Origin of the sequence: Pedobacter sp. WC2423 (assembly GCF_040822065.1) — a bacterium.
GTDB lineage: Bacteria > Bacteroidota > Bacteroidia > Sphingobacteriales > Sphingobacteriaceae > Pedobacter.
This window is the reverse complement of record NZ_CP162005.1, coordinates 1,661,205-1,678,704: the sequence shown is the minus strand read 5'-3', so window position 1 is coordinate 1,678,704 and position 17,500 is coordinate 1,661,205. Positions and strand designations below refer to the sequence as shown.

The window sequence follows — 17,500 nt, the reverse complement described above, 5'->3', positions numbered from 1 at the left end:
GTTTACCTTGTAGAAAAGGCACTATGAATAAACTTATAGTAAGATCCACCCTGTTTCCCATAAACTATCTTGACCATTATAATAAGTCTTCAAATGAAATAGAATTCATCCTGGATTTTTTTAAAAAATCGGCCATATTTCGTGAATCGGTCTACCTGAATTCAGAAACTCTATTTAAAAGGGCTATTGTTTCAGGTGATATGGAGATGAGCGAAAAAGACCGGCATAGAATTGCACTGTCATTAATCAAATACTTTAAACGCATGTGTTACAGGTCCACACCATTTGGACTATCTGCAAACATCGGAATAGGAATTTTTGGACATTCCGATATTCCCGATAAATTTCAGCTTGCCAGGAAAAAATCTTTTGATGGCAGCTATATCAGAAGTTTAGCGGAATCTTTAAAGAACGAAACAGACCTGCGAAATATTACTATCTATTCCAATAATACTTGTTATATTAAAAAGGGTAAAATACGGTATATTGAAAGGAAATATAATGCAGGTAACCAGGCTTATTATTTTAATCTGGTTAAAGCCGACCATATGTCCGAGATAGAAGAGCTGCTCATTTTAGCTGAAAACGGTACCAGATACAGCGAACTCCATGACCATTTGAAACTAAAAGGATACAGTTCAGAGGAAATTGATTATTTTATTCATGACCTCATCAATTCACAACTGCTTTTGAGTGAGCTGGATTTTATGACTACCGCCAACGAACTGGAAAGAGTGATAAAGGCGATCGGCAAAGGAGAAATTTCTCCTGTCACTGCATTACAGGAAAAGATCACACAGTTGGGTAAAGCCATGGAGCTGCTGCATGAAGTTGTCTCAGAAAATACGTCCGATGAATCTGTTTCCTGCTATTCTGAAATAAAAAAAATAACGAAGATTGATAATTCTGAAGATTATGTAATTAAAGTTGACACTATCCGTACCAGCAGCACTGTCATTGATCCGGTAATACTTTCTGATGTCAGACGTGTATTAGGCAAATTGCAGGTTATCGATAACTGTATCTTTAGTGGCAATGAACTATCGCTGTTCAAAGATAAATTTTATTCGCGTTATGGAGACCAGTTTATTCCTGTCCTGGAAGTTCTCGACCCAGAAATAGGAATAGGATTCCCAATAGGAAATAATTCGTCAAAATCATCATTACTCAATCAGGTTCAGTTCGATTCGGAACAATACAATCCGGTGTCGCTTTCATTGTGGGATTCCTTTATCCTCAAAAAATATACTGCCCATTTAAAGAATGGAAATGAAGGTGAACTAAAGATAACTACTGAGGATATTGATACCCTGAAGTCAAAAACAGGAACAGTCCGTGAAATAGATTATGGCATTGTGAATGTTATACCTTATAAAATGAAAGACGGCGCATTAGTATATGACCTGATTTCTGCAGGGGATAAAATTCTTGCAGATGCATTTTCAAGGTTCGCAGGTTACTCGGAAGAAATGAGCAGCTATTGGGATGAGCTCTCAACTATTATAAAAGGATATAATGATAAAGATGAAGATACGATTTATGCAGAAATTATTCATTCCTCACAGCCCAGACTTGTAAATATTTCGGCACAAAAAGAATTAGTGGGTTATTTCATTCCAGTTTATGATGTTCCCGAAAGCACCAGCGGTATAAAGATAGCACTGAAAAATCTTTATGTTGGATTTTCTGGCAATAAATTAATACTCTACGATGCAAAATTAAAAAAAAGAATCATTCCAATTTTGCCATCAGCACAGAACTATTCACTGTTAACGAATTCTATCTTTCATTTTATATCCTTATTCCAGAATAAAAGATATCTGGAGAGTTGGAACTGGGGGGTATTTACGGGACAGAACCATTTTCCAAGGGTTACTATTGATAATTTTATTGTGTTTAAGCAATCCTGGAGAATAAGGATCGAAGAATTCGGCAAACACAAAGAAAAAATTACGCTTAAAGGATTGGCTGAAGGGCTGCTTTCAAGAAAAATCCCCACTTCTGTAACGCTAACCAGCACAGACAATGTCATGCCCCTGAATCTCGAAAAGAATTTTGACCTGCATATTTTGCATCAGGAATTACAAAAAAGAGAATTTGTTGTGCTTCAGGAGCAATTACTGAATGAACAGACGGAAGCCTATCTGAACTGTATAGATGGAAAAAGAACATGTGAATTACAGATTCCTATTTTGAATCCGTTTCACCTCCCTGTTATGGATGGTATCAGTAATACCTTGATAGCGAAAAGAATAAAAAAGAATACGAACAATTTGGTTAAGAGGGTATTGCTTCATGGAGATGATTGCATCTACTTTAAAATTTACTGTAATCCCGGCAATTCAGATAATATTATCTGTCACCATTTGAAAAAGTTACTGGATAAGTTAACCGGGCAGCAGCTTATAGATTCGTTTTTCTTTATCCGTTATCAGGATCCCGATTATCATATACGTGTGAGGTGTTTCAAAAAGGATATAGAAAGTTCGAAAATTATCACCTTAATCAATTCAGAATTCAGAAAGGCTTTTGAACTGGGATTGATCATGAAAACTTCCTATGAACAATACGACAGAGAAATTGAACGCTATGGAAATGAAAATATGGTGGTTACCGAGTCTTTGTTCTTTTACGAGTCAAGCTTTATTATTAATGCTATTCAGCTCTATTATTCACATCATTTGCGTGAAGACCTCTGGACCATTGCTGTTCTGGGGATTGATTTCCTTTTTGATATTTTTAAGTTGAGTATAGAAGAACGGGTAAAAGTGCTCACGACCTGCCGGGATTACTATTTGTATGTACTGAAAATCAAAAGCCGGAAATCCTACAATAAAAGTGCTTCTATATTTTATAAACAGCATGCGGCCCAGATTGATTGCTATTTGAAAAGAGAGATAAGTGATCCAAAGTTAAAAAAGTTAAACATTGAGATGAAGAAATGGCATCGTTCGGTTACAGCCTTAGATAACAGGTCTTTAATGAAATGCAAAATCAATATTGACAGTTACATTCATATGTTTTGCAACAGGATATACGATTCATCACAGAATGTACAGGAGTGTATCACCTATGATCTTCTTATTTTATATTACCGGGAAAAAACCAAAAGGAAAAGCTAGTTCCACTGATAAATACTTTGCTAATGTTCATAGTTGTTTTTAATGTTTTGATTTTTAAAATTAAATGTCTTTAAGAAAATTTACCCTTTATACACAACCTGATCAGATGGACTGTGGACCTACGTGTCTGCGGATGGTAGCTAAACATTATGGGAAAAATTTCAGGTTACAGATGCTTCGTGATATTTCAGGGATCAACAGAGAGGGAGTGTCTATGCTTGGTATTAGTGAGGCGGCGGAGAAATTAGGCTTTCGGAGTCTGGGGGCTACACTTACATGCAGGCAGCTGGAAAATATTGATCTGCCTGTGATCGTACACTGGCAGCAAAATCACTTTGTAGTTGTTTATAAAATCAAAAAGGATAAATTTTATGTCGCAGATCCGGCAAGGGGACTGATCACGTATGATAAATCAGAATTTCTAACCAATTGGGTCAGTATTTTTGGGAAAGATGAAACTGAGGGAGTTGCTTTAATTCTTGAACCTACACCTGATTTCTATGAAAGAGAAGGTGAAAAGAGTGACTCAATTAGTCTGACGTATTTATTCGGTTATTTAGGAAAATACAAGAAACTCATTTTTCAGTTATTACTTGGACTTGGTGTTGGAAGTATCCTTCAGTTGATCATACCTTTTCTAACTCAATCTGTGGTGGACATTGGGATTAATACCCGTAATCTTAATTTTGTCTATGTCATTCTGATTGCACAAATCATGTTATTTATAGGACGGCTGAGTGTTGATTTTATCCGGGCCTGGATATTGTTGCATATCAGTACGAGGACAAACATCTCTATTTTAACCGATTTCCTGATAAAGCTAATGAAATTGCCAGTGAGTTTCTTTGATACAAAGATGACAGGTGATATTATGCAGCGGATGGATGATCAGAAAAGAATAGAAAATTTTCTTACCGGATCAACCTTGAATACTATTTTTTCATTGTTTAACCTGTTGGTGTTTGGAATTGTACTAGCTTATTTTAACAGTGAAGTTTTTATTGTCTTTTTAATAAGCAGTATACTTTATGTGCTTTGGATCTGTGTTTTTCTCAAAAAAAGAAGGCAGCTTGATACTAAGAGATTTGATCTGTCTGCACAAAACCAGAGTGTTGTTGTACAGCTTATAGCAGGTATGCAGGAAATAAAACTGAACAATTCTGAAAAACTAAAAAGGTGGGAATGGGAACGTTTACAGGCGGGTATTTTTCGGTTCAGTGTAAGGAGTCTTTCTCTGGGACAATATCAGCAGGCCGGTGCTTTTTTTATCAATGAGGGTAAAAATATCATTATTACCTTTCTGGTTGCGAAATCAGTCATAGAGGGATATCAGACATTAGGAACTATGATGGCAATTCAATATATTATTGGCCAGCTCAATAGTCCTATTGAACAATTGATAGGTTTTGTTCAACAGCTTCAGGATGCCAAAATCAGTTTGGAACGTCTAAATGAGATACATAAGATGGAAGATGAAGAACCGGCAGATAAAAAGGTGATACATGCGCTCCCTAAAGATAAGGGGATTTCCATTTCACAATTGTCTTTTACTTATCCTGGTGCCGGAAACGATGCAGTCCTGAAAAATATTAACTTTCATATCCCTGAAGGTAAAACTACCGCGATTGTAGGAATGAGTGGTAGCGGAAAGACAACTATCCTGAAGCTTTTGCTTCGGTTCTATAAACCCCAGAAAGGCGAAATTACTATTGGTTCTGGCAATTTAGAGCTGATTAGCCATCAATACTGGAGAAGTAAATGCGGCATAGTGATGCAGGATGGTTACATTTTTTCAGATACTATTGCGAATAACATTGCGGTGGGAGATGAGTCACCGGTTTTTGAAAAGCTGTCTCATGCAGTAAAAGTTGCAAATATTTCTGACCTCATAGAAAGTCTTCCAGCTGGAATCCATACAAAAATAGGGGCAGAAGGAAATGGCTTGAGCCAGGGACAAAAACAGCGGATACTCATTGCCAGAGCAGTATATAAAGACCCGGAATATATTTTCTTCGATGAGGCTACAAATGCATTGGATGCGAATAATGAGTCTATTATTATGAATAACCTCGAAGAGTTTCTCAAAGGCAGGACTGTAGTGGTGGTTGCGCACCGCTTAAGTACAGTTAGAAATGCTGGTAATATCATCGTACTCGATAAAGGAGTAATCATAGAAAATGGATCTCATGAGGAATTGATAGCACTGAAGGGAGAGTACCATAAACTGGTTAGGAATCAATTAGAATTAGGAGCTTAAGTATGCCTGAGAATTTATCGCCATTTAACAGGCAGAACAGTGATGAAATCGAGGAAATTATTACCTCCGTTCCTTCCTGGATAGTACGCAGTGGAACAATGATTATTTTTACTGTTATTGCAGGGATTGTGTTGATGTCTGCATTTATTAAGTATCCTGATATAGTCAATACATCATTAAAAGTAAATTCTTTAAATTCTCCCAAGCGGATTTTATCGAAACAAAGAGGTAAACTGGTTCGGATACTGGTGACTGAAAATCAGTTTGTTAAGCAAGGACAGCCTGTTGCTTATCTGGAGAGTACAGCGGATCATACTGACGTTATCCGGCTTTTAAAGAAACTCAAACAGCTCCGCACGATAGCCCCATCATCGACTTTTGTTAATAACTTTGAATCTGATAAACTTAATCTTGGCGAATTGCAATCTGCATATGAAGTTTTCTATCAATCTTATCTGCAATTTAATAAAGCAATAAAAGGTGGTCATTATTCCAAACAGAAGATTTTTTTGGAGAAAGATTTAAATGAACTCAGAAAGTTAACGGATAACATTAATCAGCAGAAGAAGATCCAGGAAAAACAAATAGAAAATGCCGAGTTACAGTATAAAGCCTATATTATCCTCAGGAAAAAAGGGGTAATTTCCAATAATGAATTTAAAGAGCAGGAGAACAAATACCTGTCCAGTAAATATCCACTTCTTCAGAACGAGACCTCCCTGTCAAATAATAATACCGCTTATCTGGCGAAACAAAAGGAGCTTCTGGATCTCGATAACACCATTATGGAACAGCGATTAAATTTTATTCAGGCGCTAAATGGGATTATTACTGAAACAGAAAGCTGGTTAATGCATTATGTACTTTCAGCGCCGGTGGATGGTATCGTTGGTTTCTCAGGTATTATTCAGGAGAATCAGAATGTGAATGTAAATGATGAACTATTTTTCATAAATCCTGTAAACGCCAGATTTTTTGGTGAAGTAGCTATTCCACAATACAGCATGGGTAAAATTAAACTGGGACAAAAAGTGCTCATTAAACTTCAGAGTTATCCTTTTGAAGAATTTGGGATGATTCATGGCGAGGTAAATTATCTATCAGAGGTCGCTTTAAAAGACAGTGTTTTTATTGCGAAAGTAGATTTTAAAGATTTTGAAAATAAAGATGCTTCCCGGAAAATTGTGCTAAAAAGTGGAATGTTGGCAGAGGCAAAAATCATCACCAGGGAGAGTTCATTACTCGCCCGGTTTAGCAGAAGTATTACTAAAATATTTGAAGATGGCAGATGAGATAAAAAAATTACGCACGTTTTCCGTCAACGGCGATCTTAAATAGATTGGGACAATTCCTTTAACACCCTGTTAATTATTGATACGTAAATGTATGTCATTGTAAGGCCGAGATCAGTTGAACTGGAGACATGCCGTATTTCTTTTTGAAAGAAAACGAAAAGTGGGACAGATCTTCAAAGCCTACTTCAAGATAAACCTCTTTAGGTTTTTTCCTTTTTTCGAGCAACTGATAATGCGCGAGTTCCAATCTTTTGTCTGTAAGCCATTTCTGTGGTGTGGTATTAAATAGTTTTTTGAAGTCCCTGTTAAAGGTCGATAGACTCCGGCCAGTGAGGTAGCCCAATTTTTCCAGTGACATGTTAAACATAAAGTTCCGCTGCATAAAACTGACCAGGTCAATTTTACCGGGCAGATCGAAATTGGCCAAAACGCTGTCGACGCCCGGATCGATCATCCGCAATATACTGATGGCCTCTGTTATTTTTAATGAAGCGAGGTCCTCGGGAAACTGACCGTCTATATCAAAATAAGGGATAAGCGAAGCGAGGCAGCTTTCCAATAAGGGGTGATCGTTGAACGTGTAGATTTTTTGATCGGGTTGCGATCTCTTCCTGACATCGATATTTTCATAGAACTTCCTCAATCGGTCAAGCGATAAATGCATGACAACGGTTTTATGGGGAAGTCCATTTTTAGGATAGTTGATAATCGTTGCCAACTGGTTTCTTGGAATCAGAAAAATATCACCGGTTCTGAAATTAAAGGTGGTATCCCACTGGATGATCTTTGTTTCGCCGGAAATGAACCAGACGAGCATGTGATCGTCAAACATCAGGTCTGATTTGAAAAGCTTGTCTTCGTAGGAGGAAAGCTTGATCTCTTTTGTTAAATACCTGGCTATATATTCCATTTTTATAAAGTTAATTATTGAGACGGATTTCTTCAAATCGACTGTCCACCGTCAATAAATATTCTGAACCCATAATAAATGCCGAATCATCAATTCGGCACCTTTTTCTTCTGTTCCCTTGTTGTTGCATAGCCGCCTCAACTATCACTACCGGTAATAACCATGAATTTCCTTTTAAATTTTTCATGTCGTCTATTCCGTTTTATTTAACATCAAATTTTATTCCTACCATTTCCTCCGTTAAGTCCCAAAGCTTTTTAGCATTTGTTTCATCCAGAGCGTATGGCTGTACACCCCGCGTTCCAAGGCCATTGTCTTTTCCGAAGTTACCAACGTCAAGATCCGCGATGTCCCCGTCTTCACAATACACCCCGCCAATGTCATTAAGCATTGGACTTGTAGCGCACCATATGGTGGTAGCGGCACCTTGCGGAATGGTTTTCAGGCCGACTTGGATTTCCGGGCGCATGTTACCGTTCTCATCAAAGAAGCCCATTTGCTTAAACAGCTCCATATCCGCATCTCTGGCCAGTTCCGTACCAGCTATTGATCCGGGATGTAAGGAATAAGCCCTCACTTTAAATGATTTTGCGCGGTTGTCCAGCTCAAGAGCGAACAGGTTGCTGGCGGTTTTGGACTGTCCGTAGGCTAAAAGTGTCTGATATTCCCGATGTTCAAAATTGGGATCGTCGAAATTAAATGGTGCCATCTGGTGTCCATATGAAGATACATTAACTACTCTTGCGCCGTCTGCTTGCTTAAGGGCAGGCCACAATCTTGATACCAGCTGATATTGTCCCAGATAATTGGTGGCCAGTTGTGATTCGAAACCACGGCCATCTCTTTGTAAGGGCACCCACATGATACCGGCATTATTGATCAGCAGATGCAGTGGCCGGTTCGATGCAAGGAATCTTTCTGCAAATGCATCAACAGTTTCAGGCCGCGCCAGATCCATTGCCATTATTTCTACATTCGGAACTTTCTTAAGGTTTTTTTTTGCTTTTTCTATGTCCCGGGCTGGTACGATAACTGTTGCGCCTGCAGCCGCGAGTACCTTGGTCGTTTCCAAGCCAATGCCTGCGTTCCCACCAGTTACAATGGCGATCTTTCCTGTCAGGTCAATACCTTTAATTACTTCAGTTGCTGTCGATTTGGCGTTGAATCCTGACCCTACAGGATGTTGTAATGCGCCATGATAATTATTCTTTTCCATTTTGTCTTTTTATTAAATGATTATAAGACAAATGTCGGCTGATCCGAAAGCGGCTGTTTTGTTTAGCAAGTCAATTTACTTTGTTCAACATGTCAATTTAAAGCTTCATTTTAAATATAAGTAATCAACGCATAGGGTCAACTATTATGTGAAGGCACCAGGTTTTTTAATCTATCATCTGCAGTAAATAATATTGATAACACTTTTCCGATATTTTTTCAGTTAATGTGCGGTGTTTCTTCATTATCTCACTTTCCCCTTTAAAATCTACCTCAAGGCCTTTTTTTCTGCGAATTGGTTACCTAATTTACGACCAGGAATAGGTAATCGATTTGTATGGTCCATAATGACTAAAATTGAATAGTTTTTATAAAAAAAAAGCCTTTTAAATACAAAAGCCCCACTTTAGTGAGTCTTTCGTGATCCCGCTGGGATTCGAAACCAGGACCACTACATTAAAAGTGTAATGCTCTACCAGCTGAGCTACGGAATCATTCTCCTGGATTAAGGAGGGGAGAATATAGAAAAATAAATTATATCTGTACAATAATTTAAATAAATAAGGTCCGTTTACAGATGACTAATACATATATTCTGAAATATCTATAGTATGTTTGGGTATTAATTTTTTTATCTGCTAACAATCCAATCTGGTTAATGAGAAAATATCTGACTCTGTTTTTTGCTTTTTTTTTATATCATGCCCATGCCCAATCGATCAGTAACTACCTGGAAAAAATCAGAAACAACCCGGCTAAGCTAACAGCTTTCTTTTCACAAATGCCAAAGGGAGGCGATCTTCATCATCATTACAGCGGCTCAGTTTATGCAGAGAGCTTTATTCATTATGTTGTTAAAAAAGATTATTTCATACAAAAGGAAACCCTTGAAATAGCTGAAAATAAGCCATCAAATGACAAAGACTGGGTCAGATTCAGCGCGCTCGCAAAAGACCGGCAATTAGACGAATATAAATTCAGGCTTTTAAAGAAGTGGTCTGTTAAAGACTATAATAATGTTAGTATTCCTTCTGATAAGCAATTCTTTGAAACATTTCCGGGTTTTGATATTGCAAGTGAAAAAGATATTGATTCCGGATTGCTGGAAATAAAAAATAGGGCAGTCAAAGAACATGTTGGTTATATAGAAACAATGCTTAGCTCTATTAAGTGTGCCCGTATAGATGAATTGAGCTCACAGTTCGATCCGAAATTTCACACTGTACTTCAGCAAAAAGATGAACTGCACACGCAGGCACTATTGGATACACTTTATAATAAGCTGATGGAAAAAAATATTGTTTCCTGTGCAGATAACTTCAGTGTAAATACAATTAACAAATTGCATAATTCTCTGCATATCGATGATGATTCATTTATTATGCGTTACCAGACTTATACCGTAAGGATTCTGGAAGCCAGCGAAGTTTTCAAACGCTTGTTGTTAGCTTTTGAGGCAGCCAGTAAAAACCCGCTTATAGTTGGTGTAAACATCCTTTCTCCAGAAAATAATGAGGTAGCTATGCGTGACTACTGGTTACATATGCAGATGTTCAAATACTGCCATAAAAAATATCCTTCAGTTAAATATACGCTGCATGCAGGTGAACTTACGCTTGGCCTGGTTAAGCCTGAAGAATTAACCTGGCATATTGGCTCGGCTGTTTATGATGCAGGTGCTTCGCGTATCGGGCATGGAGTAGATATGCCATATGAAGCAAATAGCTATGCTTTAATGAACTACATGAAAGAAAAGGGGATAGCCGTAGAAATAAACCTGTTCAGTAACGAATTTATTCTGAAAGTGAAAGGTGACCGTCACCCGGTATCTCTTTATAAAGAATTCAATGTTCCTATTGTCATCAGTTCGGATGATGCAGGCGTACTCAGAACGAATTTGACTGATCAATATGTATTGCTGGCCAGCAGATACCCGGAGTTTACTTATGATGATATCAAAAAAATCGTTTATAACAGTATAAATTATTCTTTTATCAAGGAAGCGTCAGTGAAGAAGCAATTACTTACTAAGCTGGACAAGGATTTTATAACATTTGAAAAACTCATTTTAAATACACCAAAAGCGAGAAATATTAATCATTAATTTCAATGATGGTCAGGATATTAAAGATAGGGCTTTTATTCTTTTGTGCAGTAGCAGCAGGATGTAGTAAGCATAACAATTCATCGCCCGATATTCCGGATAATACCGCTGTAGTTGCCGGTAAAAAAGGAGCTGATTTCAATGTGAATAATAAAAATGGCACGTGGTGGGGAAATGTAATTAATCTGCAAAGCCACTGGTACTATACCTGGGGGACAGATCTTCCAATGCAGAATGCTCCGCAAAACTGCGAATTCGTGCCCATGTTCTGGGGCAGATCAAATGTCAGTGATACCAATATTGCTTATGCAAAACAGCTTGGAGTGCAGGGGAAAGCGAAATATATCCTGGGATTTAACGAGCCCGATTTAGGCGACCAGTCAAACCTATCTGTACAGGACGCCCTTGCTGCATGGCCTGAATTAGAGTCCATAGGCCTGCCTTTAGGTAGCCCGGCAACCGCATGGCCAACCAGGCAATGGATGTATGATTTTATGGATCAGGCAATTGCACAAAATAAGCGCGTTGATTTTATCTGTGTACATATGTATGTAGGCACTGATGATGTAGCTTTTGTCAAAGTTTTGCAGGATCTGCATGATAAATATAAAAAACCGATCTGGATCACTGAATTTGCCACTGCTGCAAATAATGCGACTACTATGGCTCAGAATCCATATACACCTGAAATGGTTCTGGCCTTTATGCAAAGATTATTACCTAAGCTTGAAGCACTGGATTATGTACAGCGTTACAGCTGGTTTTCAGGTTCACCAACCAGTTCAAGGCTCTGGTCTTCTGCGCTGGTTGATGCGAATGGTAACCTGACAGCATTAGGTAAATGGTATTCAGCTTATAAGCCTAATACAGCTATCAAGAAGTAATTTGATCCGGTCAGATGTCAGGTCTGACCGGATTAAATCCACATATTATTATTTTACAGGATAGTTTCTTTTTGCATTTTCAATTTCTGATACCATATCCTCCTGAAGCAAAAAACTGCTTTAAGGAGTTCCTCACCAGCTTTCTTTACAGCCTCAATATATCCGGTATTGCTGGTATAATGTTCTTCCAGGGACAATCTTGGATCTCCCGCCGCAAGACGCTCTGACCTGGTCAGTTTAAAAGGGATAAACATGCCATTTAGAGAAGCTAAATCGCCTTCTCCATAACCTTTTTTCCGAAGACTCCAGCCTGTATAGGTTCCTAAAGGGGCTCTGATTGCTATATTTCGTATCCCGATAAACTCAAATCTGTAAACGGCGTTAAAATAACTGTAATTTCCTATATATTTGGTTACGCTAAACAGGGTGGTCCCAACTGAACATTATATGTACGAAATTATAACACAATCTCTACGTGCTTTGGTAGATTTCAATGATGAGGAACTTTTCTTGTTCATGCAGCGGCTTAAACCATTGAATTTAAAAAAGTATGACTTTTTTCTTGAAGCGGGGAAGGTGTGCAAGGGGATGGTTATTGTTCAGAAAGGCGGATTGAGGTATTTTTCAAGAAGTGAAAAAGGGGATTGTACCATAGGATTTTCATTTGAGGGTGATTGGCTTGGTGATTATGAAAGTTTTCTCTTGCAGGTACCATCTCCTGACTATATACAAGCTTTAGAAGACTGCGAGTTATTTGTTTTAAATTATGCAGATATGCAGAGTTTATATAACCATAGCCAGCGTTTCGAAAAGTTTGGGCGGCTAATCGCAGAAAAACTCTTTGTGGATGCAGTTAAAAGCAAGCGAAATTTAATGTTCCAGTCTGCAGAAGACCGCTATCTGGAATTAATTGAAGATAAACCTCAGATTTTAAACAGACTTCCTCAACACCTTATTGCCTCTTATCTTGGGATCCAACCGCAAAGCTTAAGCAGGATCCGGGCAAAATTAGCCAGCCGGCGTTAACATAGGTTAATAAGCTCGTTACGTTTTTTAACTCCATATCATTTTATAAAAAAGAGATTACCCTCACTTTTGTGGTGTTCAGTTTAAACAAACTCAAATCACAACTCAAATGAATCCCTCAAATATTTTTTCAGTCGTCGGGGCAATTGCCGCTCTGCAATGGTTTTTGTTAATTTTCTTTCCCCTTTGGAAGATGACACAATTGCTAGTTCGCTATCGAGTCATTCCACTGGTTCTTTCTGCCATTTATTGTATATACATTACCGGATTTTTTAGTGTTCAAGGAGCAGGTTTTGGGTCGATTGCCGAAGTAAGAACGCTTTTCAATAACGATCAATTGCTGCTGGCAGGTTGGATACATTACCTTGCTTTTGATCTTTTAGTTGGTTTTTACATTCTTCAATCTGCTCATAAAGAATCCATTTCGCATGTACTGGTGATTCCTTGCCTGGTGCTCACTTTTATGTTTGGTCCCTGTGGTTATTTACTGTATCAGATGATACGAAAAATTAAAGCTTCCATATGAAAATGCTATTGAACAAGATCAAGGCTATAAGCCCCATTTTATATTACTTTTCCCTGGGATATCTGGCTTTATTTTTACTGTTGGTTATGCTTTCTCAGTTTGACCACAGGCAACTTTCAGGTGTCAATCTGTGGCTCAAACCTGGTAAATTTGCTTTATCTCTTGCCATATATTGCTTCACATGGCCGCTTTATTTGCAATTTCTGCCGTTTAAATTATTAGGACGCCGTTTTGCCAATTTTACAGTCTTCGCGATGAGCTTTGAAATGATTGCAATCACTTCGCAGGCAGCCAGAGGCCAGATGTCTCATTATAATATTTCAAGTCCCTATAATGCAGTCGTTTTTAGTATGATGGGTGTTGTAATAGTTGCGCAAACGTTATTTGCATTATATGTCGGATTCATATTTTTTAAAGTAAAAGCGCAAGATCTGAGTCCCGCTTTGCTTTGGGCAATCCGGCTGGGAATCATTTTTTCGTGTATTTTTGCGCTTGAGGGAGGCATAATGGCTTCAAGGCTCTCCCACACTGTTGGCGTACCTGACGGCGGGCCTGGTTTACCTATATTAAACTGGAGCCGGATTGCTGGCGACTTACGCATTGCACACTTCATCGGAATGCATGCATTGCAGATTTTGCCTCTGTTTGTAATACTCAGCGGTATAAAGAATAGCCGTCCTGTCCTGATTTTTGCACTGCTCTACTTTGTGCTGGTCTCTCTGTTATTATATAATGCAATGCTCGGGAGACCACTTTTCTAAAAAAAAACTCACCAGGCAAGAAGAACTTTCTCCATAGCATGGTTTATGCTGAATGCATTTGCTTTTGATGGAGAACAAGCTACAAATAAATTTTTTCTACAATTGCTTGTGGCTTGATTTATGATATTCTGATTTTTTAAAAAGATTAATTATGCGTACACATTCAAAAGAAACCCAAAGTAGTTTAACACCTGATCTTGCATTGGAAATTTTAAAAGAAGGAAATCAGAGGTTTGTAAATAATTTAAAAGCAAACCGAAATCTTTTGCAACAAGTCAATGACACTTCTGCAGGACAGTTTCCTTTTGCCACTATTTTAAGTTGTATGGACAGCCGTACATCCGCAGAATTGATTTTCGATCAGGGACTTGGTGATATCTTCAGTATTCGGATTGCAGGCAATATTCTGAATGAAGATATTCTGGGCAGTATGGAATTCGCCACTAAGGTGGTAGGTACTAAAATAATACTGGTGCTTGGACATACTAAATGTGGTGCTATTGTTGGAGCCTGCAACAATGTGAAAATGGGAAACCTTACTGGATTACTCGAAAAAGTACTTCCGGCAATAGAAAGCGAGAAAAGTACGCAGGCAGAGAGAAATGGCTCAAACTCTTTATTTGTAAATAATGTCACTAAACTAAATGTACAATTAACTATAGAACGGATCAGAAAAGAGAGTCAGATTGTAGTGGATTTAGAGCTGCAAAAGGATATTAAGCTCATAGGAGCTGTTTATGATGTAGACAATGGAAAAGTAGAGTTTTTTGATTAGTACTATTTTGCATCAGCATAACCGTACCAGACTGACTATAGTCTGGTACGGACAATAGTCAGTCTGATTGCTTTCGTGAATTTTTTTGCCCGTTCAACATCAGGACTAAGATATAAATGCTCAGCTATGGATGATAGCTTAGAAGTATGTACCTGTTCACCGAGACCATAAAATTGTTGAAAGCTCATGATCAGTGGCCGCCATTTATCCGGGTCAACCCGATTAGGATTACCATCCATAATAATCGATTCATCAAGATAAACACGTAGAATGCGTAGTTCAATAGTCACCAGGCGTCCACGTTGTTGTTCATCATCCTCCGCAATTCCGTGCAGATTCTCCATGACAGCCTCCATTTGTACCGGGCATTCTGCAACTCTCGGAGAATTAACTGTTTCGGACTGGATAGGCGTAAGATCAGCAAGATCAAATTTCTCAGCCTGATAGGTGTATCCTTTTTGAGCTTTGCCCGTTGGAACTGGAAAAGTACCTGTAGTTAAGGCTAAGCGATTAACAGCAGCGGCCTGATGAATAGAAGGAAGGTTTAAAACGCATTGGCCAGTCCGACGGATATTTTCAGTTGTTTTCGATAAGTTTGAAATACCGATTATGGCCCGCCAGCCAAGCCAGAAAATAGATGAAATGGGTGCGATGTTAAATGTGCCGTCCAGGTTAGAGGTTGTGATCAACACTACTGGTGTGCCGAAATAAAGAATTGAAGGTTCGCTTAATTGATGCATAAAATAGCTATTTATATAGTATAGCCAAATTTATCTGAATGTAAAATCCTGCCAAACCCGATTCTTGCGGTATTAAAAAACAAACGCTTATCTCGATATTTAGGAAGAATTAAAGATGCTCATTTCAATGATCAGATGATTTATACTCAAATTACACAAAATGGTATAAGAAAATAACATCTCCAGTGTATGCTGGTTTTGCCTGACCTTTAATCATGAGAGTAGCCTTGATGACAACTTTAGTAATCCCTTTCAAGTCTGCTATAGAAATAAGCTTAGCCTTTAGTTGGACTTCACTATCCACAATCACAGCCTGTCCAAATTTAAAACGTTCTATACCGTAGTTAATTTCCATTTTTATATTGCGAACATCTGCAATCTGCTTCCATAGATATGGGATTAATGATATCGTTAAATATCCATGTGCAATCGTTGCCTTAAATGGCCCGTTAATTTTAGCTTTTTCCTGATCTACATGTATCCATTGATGATCAAGTGTTGCATCAGCGAATTTATTAATCTGTTCCTGATTAATTGTATGCCATTCAGAAAGGCCTAATTCTTTGCCCAAATAAGATTTATACTCTTCGAAATTATTGATTACTAACATATGTTTATGGATTAAAAATATTCAGTTCCGCTCAAATAAGCATCAATTGTACCAATTTGGGTGCAAATAAACAAGAATTGATTGATAAGTTGCAAAAGGAATTTCAAATAGTTTAAAAAACAACTTTAAAATAACGATGTTATAGCTAAAAAAACTTGACACAATGGATGACAAACAGAAAACAGCAAGTCCTGATAGAGACAAAATTAATGTAAAAGAAAATTATGAAGTTGAATATTGGTCTAAAAAATTTGAGGTTACACCAGGTCAATTGAAGCAAGCTGTTAAATCGGCTGGAACGTCAGCAAGTGAAGTAGAAAAGCTTCTTAAAAAACTTAAATAATAAGATGATTTAATTAATATATTATGAAGCGAATACTAATGATCCTTACTTCCCATCAGCAAATGGAAAATACTGATAGTAAAACCGGTGTATGGCTTGGAGAATTTACAGATCCTTATTATGAATTTATTGATCGGGGATACCAGGTCACTTTAGCAAGTCCATTGGGTGGAAAACCACCTGTAGATACTATGAGTGAGCTGACTGAGCATATTACTGGTGCTAACCGCAGGTTTGTGGATGATGAATTTGCCCAAAGAGCGTTTTCGCATACACATACACTGGTCGGATTATCTGCTGCTGATTTTGATGCAGTTTTTTTTCCTGGTGGTCATGGTCCAATCTGGGATTTGGCTGATGATGATTTGAGTGCGAAATTAATTCTTGAGTTTTTTGATCTGGCCAAACCAGTAGCTGCGGTTTGTCATGGTCCGGCGGCTTTGATTAAGGCAGCAGAACTTTCACCCGGATTATTAGCTGGTAAAAAGCTAACAGGTTTTACCAATACCGAAGAAAAGCTGGTAGGAAGATCAGCTCATGTTCCATACAAACTAGAGGACAAACTTATTGAACTTGGAGCTGATTTTAAATCTGCTCTGCTTCCTTTTCTCGCTCATGTGGAAATTGATGGGCTACTCATTACAGGGCAGAATCCATTGTCTGCAGGGCCTGTAGCAGAGGCACTAATTCAAGTTTTAGAGAAAGATGTTGAAAGTAACTCCTAATAAAATGCCCAAAAAGTAACTTAAAATGCCCCCCAAATAGTTTCTGACTTTTTGGGGGGCATTGTAACTTGATATTTTGGGCATTTTATTTTGGAGATACAGGTTGTTTTAATGGATTACCTTTTTGTTCTTGATTTGGTGTACCCTGATTACTGCTTTTTATAAATTTAACGGCGATTATGATTAATAAGATAAATGCGATTGTAA

Annotated in this window: 17 protein-coding genes and 1 tRNA gene; 11 read left to right on the top strand and 7 right to left on the bottom strand. The window is 37.9% G+C overall.

Translation table 11 applies throughout. The features are described from left to right. Positions 1 to 23 precede the first annotated feature (23 nt). From AB3G38_RS06625 to AB3G38_RS06615, 3 genes are all read left to right on the top strand, one after another. A complete protein-coding gene (locus AB3G38_RS06625; protein WP_367867705.1) occupies positions 24 to 3,122 on the top strand; it encodes a lantibiotic dehydratase in 3,099 nt (1,032 codons plus the stop codon). A 64-nt stretch (positions 3,123 to 3,186) separates the two neighbouring features. After that, a complete protein-coding gene (locus AB3G38_RS06620) occupies positions 3,187 to 5,379 on the top strand; it encodes a peptidase domain-containing ABC transporter (protein WP_367867704.1) in 2,193 nt (730 codons plus the stop codon). Positions 5,380 to 5,381: 2 nt separating this feature from the next. Further along, complete coding sequence (locus tag AB3G38_RS06615; RefSeq protein WP_367867703.1) at positions 5,382 to 6,671, top strand: HlyD family efflux transporter periplasmic adaptor subunit; 1,290 nt, start codon at positions 5,382 to 5,384, stop codon at positions 6,669 to 6,671. Between the two features lie 97 nt (positions 6,672 to 6,768). Here AB3G38_RS06615 and AB3G38_RS06610 read toward each other — a convergent pair whose 3' ends face one another. From AB3G38_RS06610 to AB3G38_RS06595, 4 genes are all read right to left on the bottom strand, one after another. Further along, positions 6,769 to 7,584 (bottom strand): helix-turn-helix domain-containing protein, encoded by an 816-nt coding sequence (locus AB3G38_RS06610; protein WP_367867702.1) that lies wholly within the window; start codon positions 7,582 to 7,584, stop codon positions 6,769 to 6,771. A gap of 10 nt (positions 7,585 to 7,594) precedes the next feature. Next, complete coding sequence (locus AB3G38_RS06605) at positions 7,595 to 7,771, bottom strand: hypothetical protein (protein ID WP_367867701.1); 177 nt, start codon at positions 7,769 to 7,771, stop codon at positions 7,595 to 7,597. Positions 7,772 to 7,786: 15 nt separating this feature from the next. Further along, positions 7,787 to 8,656 carry an SDR family NAD(P)-dependent oxidoreductase gene (locus AB3G38_RS06600; RefSeq protein ID WP_367867700.1) on the bottom strand — a complete coding sequence of 290 codons (870 nt, stop codon included), beginning with the start codon at positions 8,654 to 8,656 and terminating at the stop codon, positions 7,787 to 7,789. 564 nt (positions 8,657 to 9,220) lie between these two features. Next, positions 9,221 to 9,293, bottom strand: a tRNA-Lys gene (locus AB3G38_RS06595). A 164-nt stretch (positions 9,294 to 9,457) separates the two neighbouring features. On the opposite strand from AB3G38_RS06595, the gene AB3G38_RS06590 reads away from it, so the two are divergent. Continuing rightward, the gene (locus tag AB3G38_RS06590) at positions 9,458 to 10,903 is read left to right on the top strand and encodes a hypothetical protein (RefSeq protein WP_367867699.1); all 1,446 of its coding nucleotides are present in this window, start codon (positions 9,458 to 9,460) and stop codon (positions 10,901 to 10,903) included. Between the two features lie 5 nt (positions 10,904 to 10,908). Further along, on the top strand, positions 10,909 to 11,787 hold the full coding sequence (locus AB3G38_RS06585; protein WP_367867698.1) for a glycosyl hydrolase: 879 nt from the start codon (positions 10,909 to 10,911) through the stop codon (positions 11,785 to 11,787). A gap of 53 nt (positions 11,788 to 11,840) precedes the next feature. Here AB3G38_RS06585 and AB3G38_RS06580 read toward each other — a convergent pair whose 3' ends face one another. Then, on the bottom strand, positions 11,841 to 12,041 hold the full coding sequence (locus tag AB3G38_RS06580) for a hypothetical protein (RefSeq protein WP_367867697.1): 201 nt from the start codon (positions 12,039 to 12,041) through the stop codon (positions 11,841 to 11,843). A 193-nt stretch (positions 12,042 to 12,234) separates the two neighbouring features. On the opposite strand from AB3G38_RS06580, the gene AB3G38_RS06575 reads away from it, so the two are divergent. From AB3G38_RS06575 to AB3G38_RS06560, 4 genes are all read left to right on the top strand, one after another. Continuing rightward, entirely contained in the window at positions 12,235 to 12,813 is a 579-nt protein-coding gene (locus tag AB3G38_RS06575) for a Crp/Fnr family transcriptional regulator (protein WP_367867696.1), read from the top strand. A gap of 109 nt (positions 12,814 to 12,922) precedes the next feature. Next, a complete protein-coding gene (locus AB3G38_RS06570) occupies positions 12,923 to 13,339 on the top strand; it encodes an ABA4-like family protein (protein ID WP_367867695.1) in 417 nt (138 codons plus the stop codon). After that, complete coding sequence (locus AB3G38_RS06565) at positions 13,336 to 14,100, top strand: hypothetical protein (protein ID WP_367867694.1); 765 nt, start codon at positions 13,336 to 13,338, stop codon at positions 14,098 to 14,100. Before AB3G38_RS06570 ends, AB3G38_RS06565 begins: the two co-directional genes overlap by 4 nt. A gap of 151 nt (positions 14,101 to 14,251) precedes the next feature. Then, positions 14,252 to 14,875, top strand: a complete 624-nt coding sequence (locus tag AB3G38_RS06560; protein WP_367867693.1) for a carbonic anhydrase family protein — start codon at positions 14,252 to 14,254, stop codon at positions 14,873 to 14,875. Positions 14,876 to 14,910: 35 nt separating this feature from the next. Here the strand turns inward: AB3G38_RS06560 and AB3G38_RS06555 are convergent, their stop codons facing one another. Both AB3G38_RS06555 and AB3G38_RS06550 read right to left on the bottom strand, forming a co-directional pair. Further along, entirely contained in the window at positions 14,911 to 15,615 is a 705-nt protein-coding gene (locus tag AB3G38_RS06555) for a flavin reductase family protein (RefSeq protein WP_367867692.1), read from the bottom strand. Between the two features lie 151 nt (positions 15,616 to 15,766). After that, a complete protein-coding gene (locus AB3G38_RS06550; protein ID WP_367867691.1) occupies positions 15,767 to 16,225 on the bottom strand; it encodes a MaoC family dehydratase in 459 nt (152 codons plus the stop codon). Between the two features lie 163 nt (positions 16,226 to 16,388). Between AB3G38_RS06550 and AB3G38_RS06545 the strand changes: the two genes are divergently transcribed. Further along, positions 16,389 to 16,568, top strand: coding sequence for a DUF3606 domain-containing protein (locus tag AB3G38_RS06545; protein ID WP_367867690.1), 180 nt, complete (start codon positions 16,389 to 16,391; stop codon positions 16,566 to 16,568). A gap of 23 nt (positions 16,569 to 16,591) precedes the next feature. After that, positions 16,592 to 17,293: a type 1 glutamine amidotransferase domain-containing protein gene (locus AB3G38_RS06540; RefSeq protein WP_367867689.1), complete on the top strand. Its 702-nt coding sequence runs from the start codon at positions 16,592 to 16,594 to the stop codon at positions 17,291 to 17,293. Positions 17,294 to 17,500: the final 207 nt, after the last annotated feature.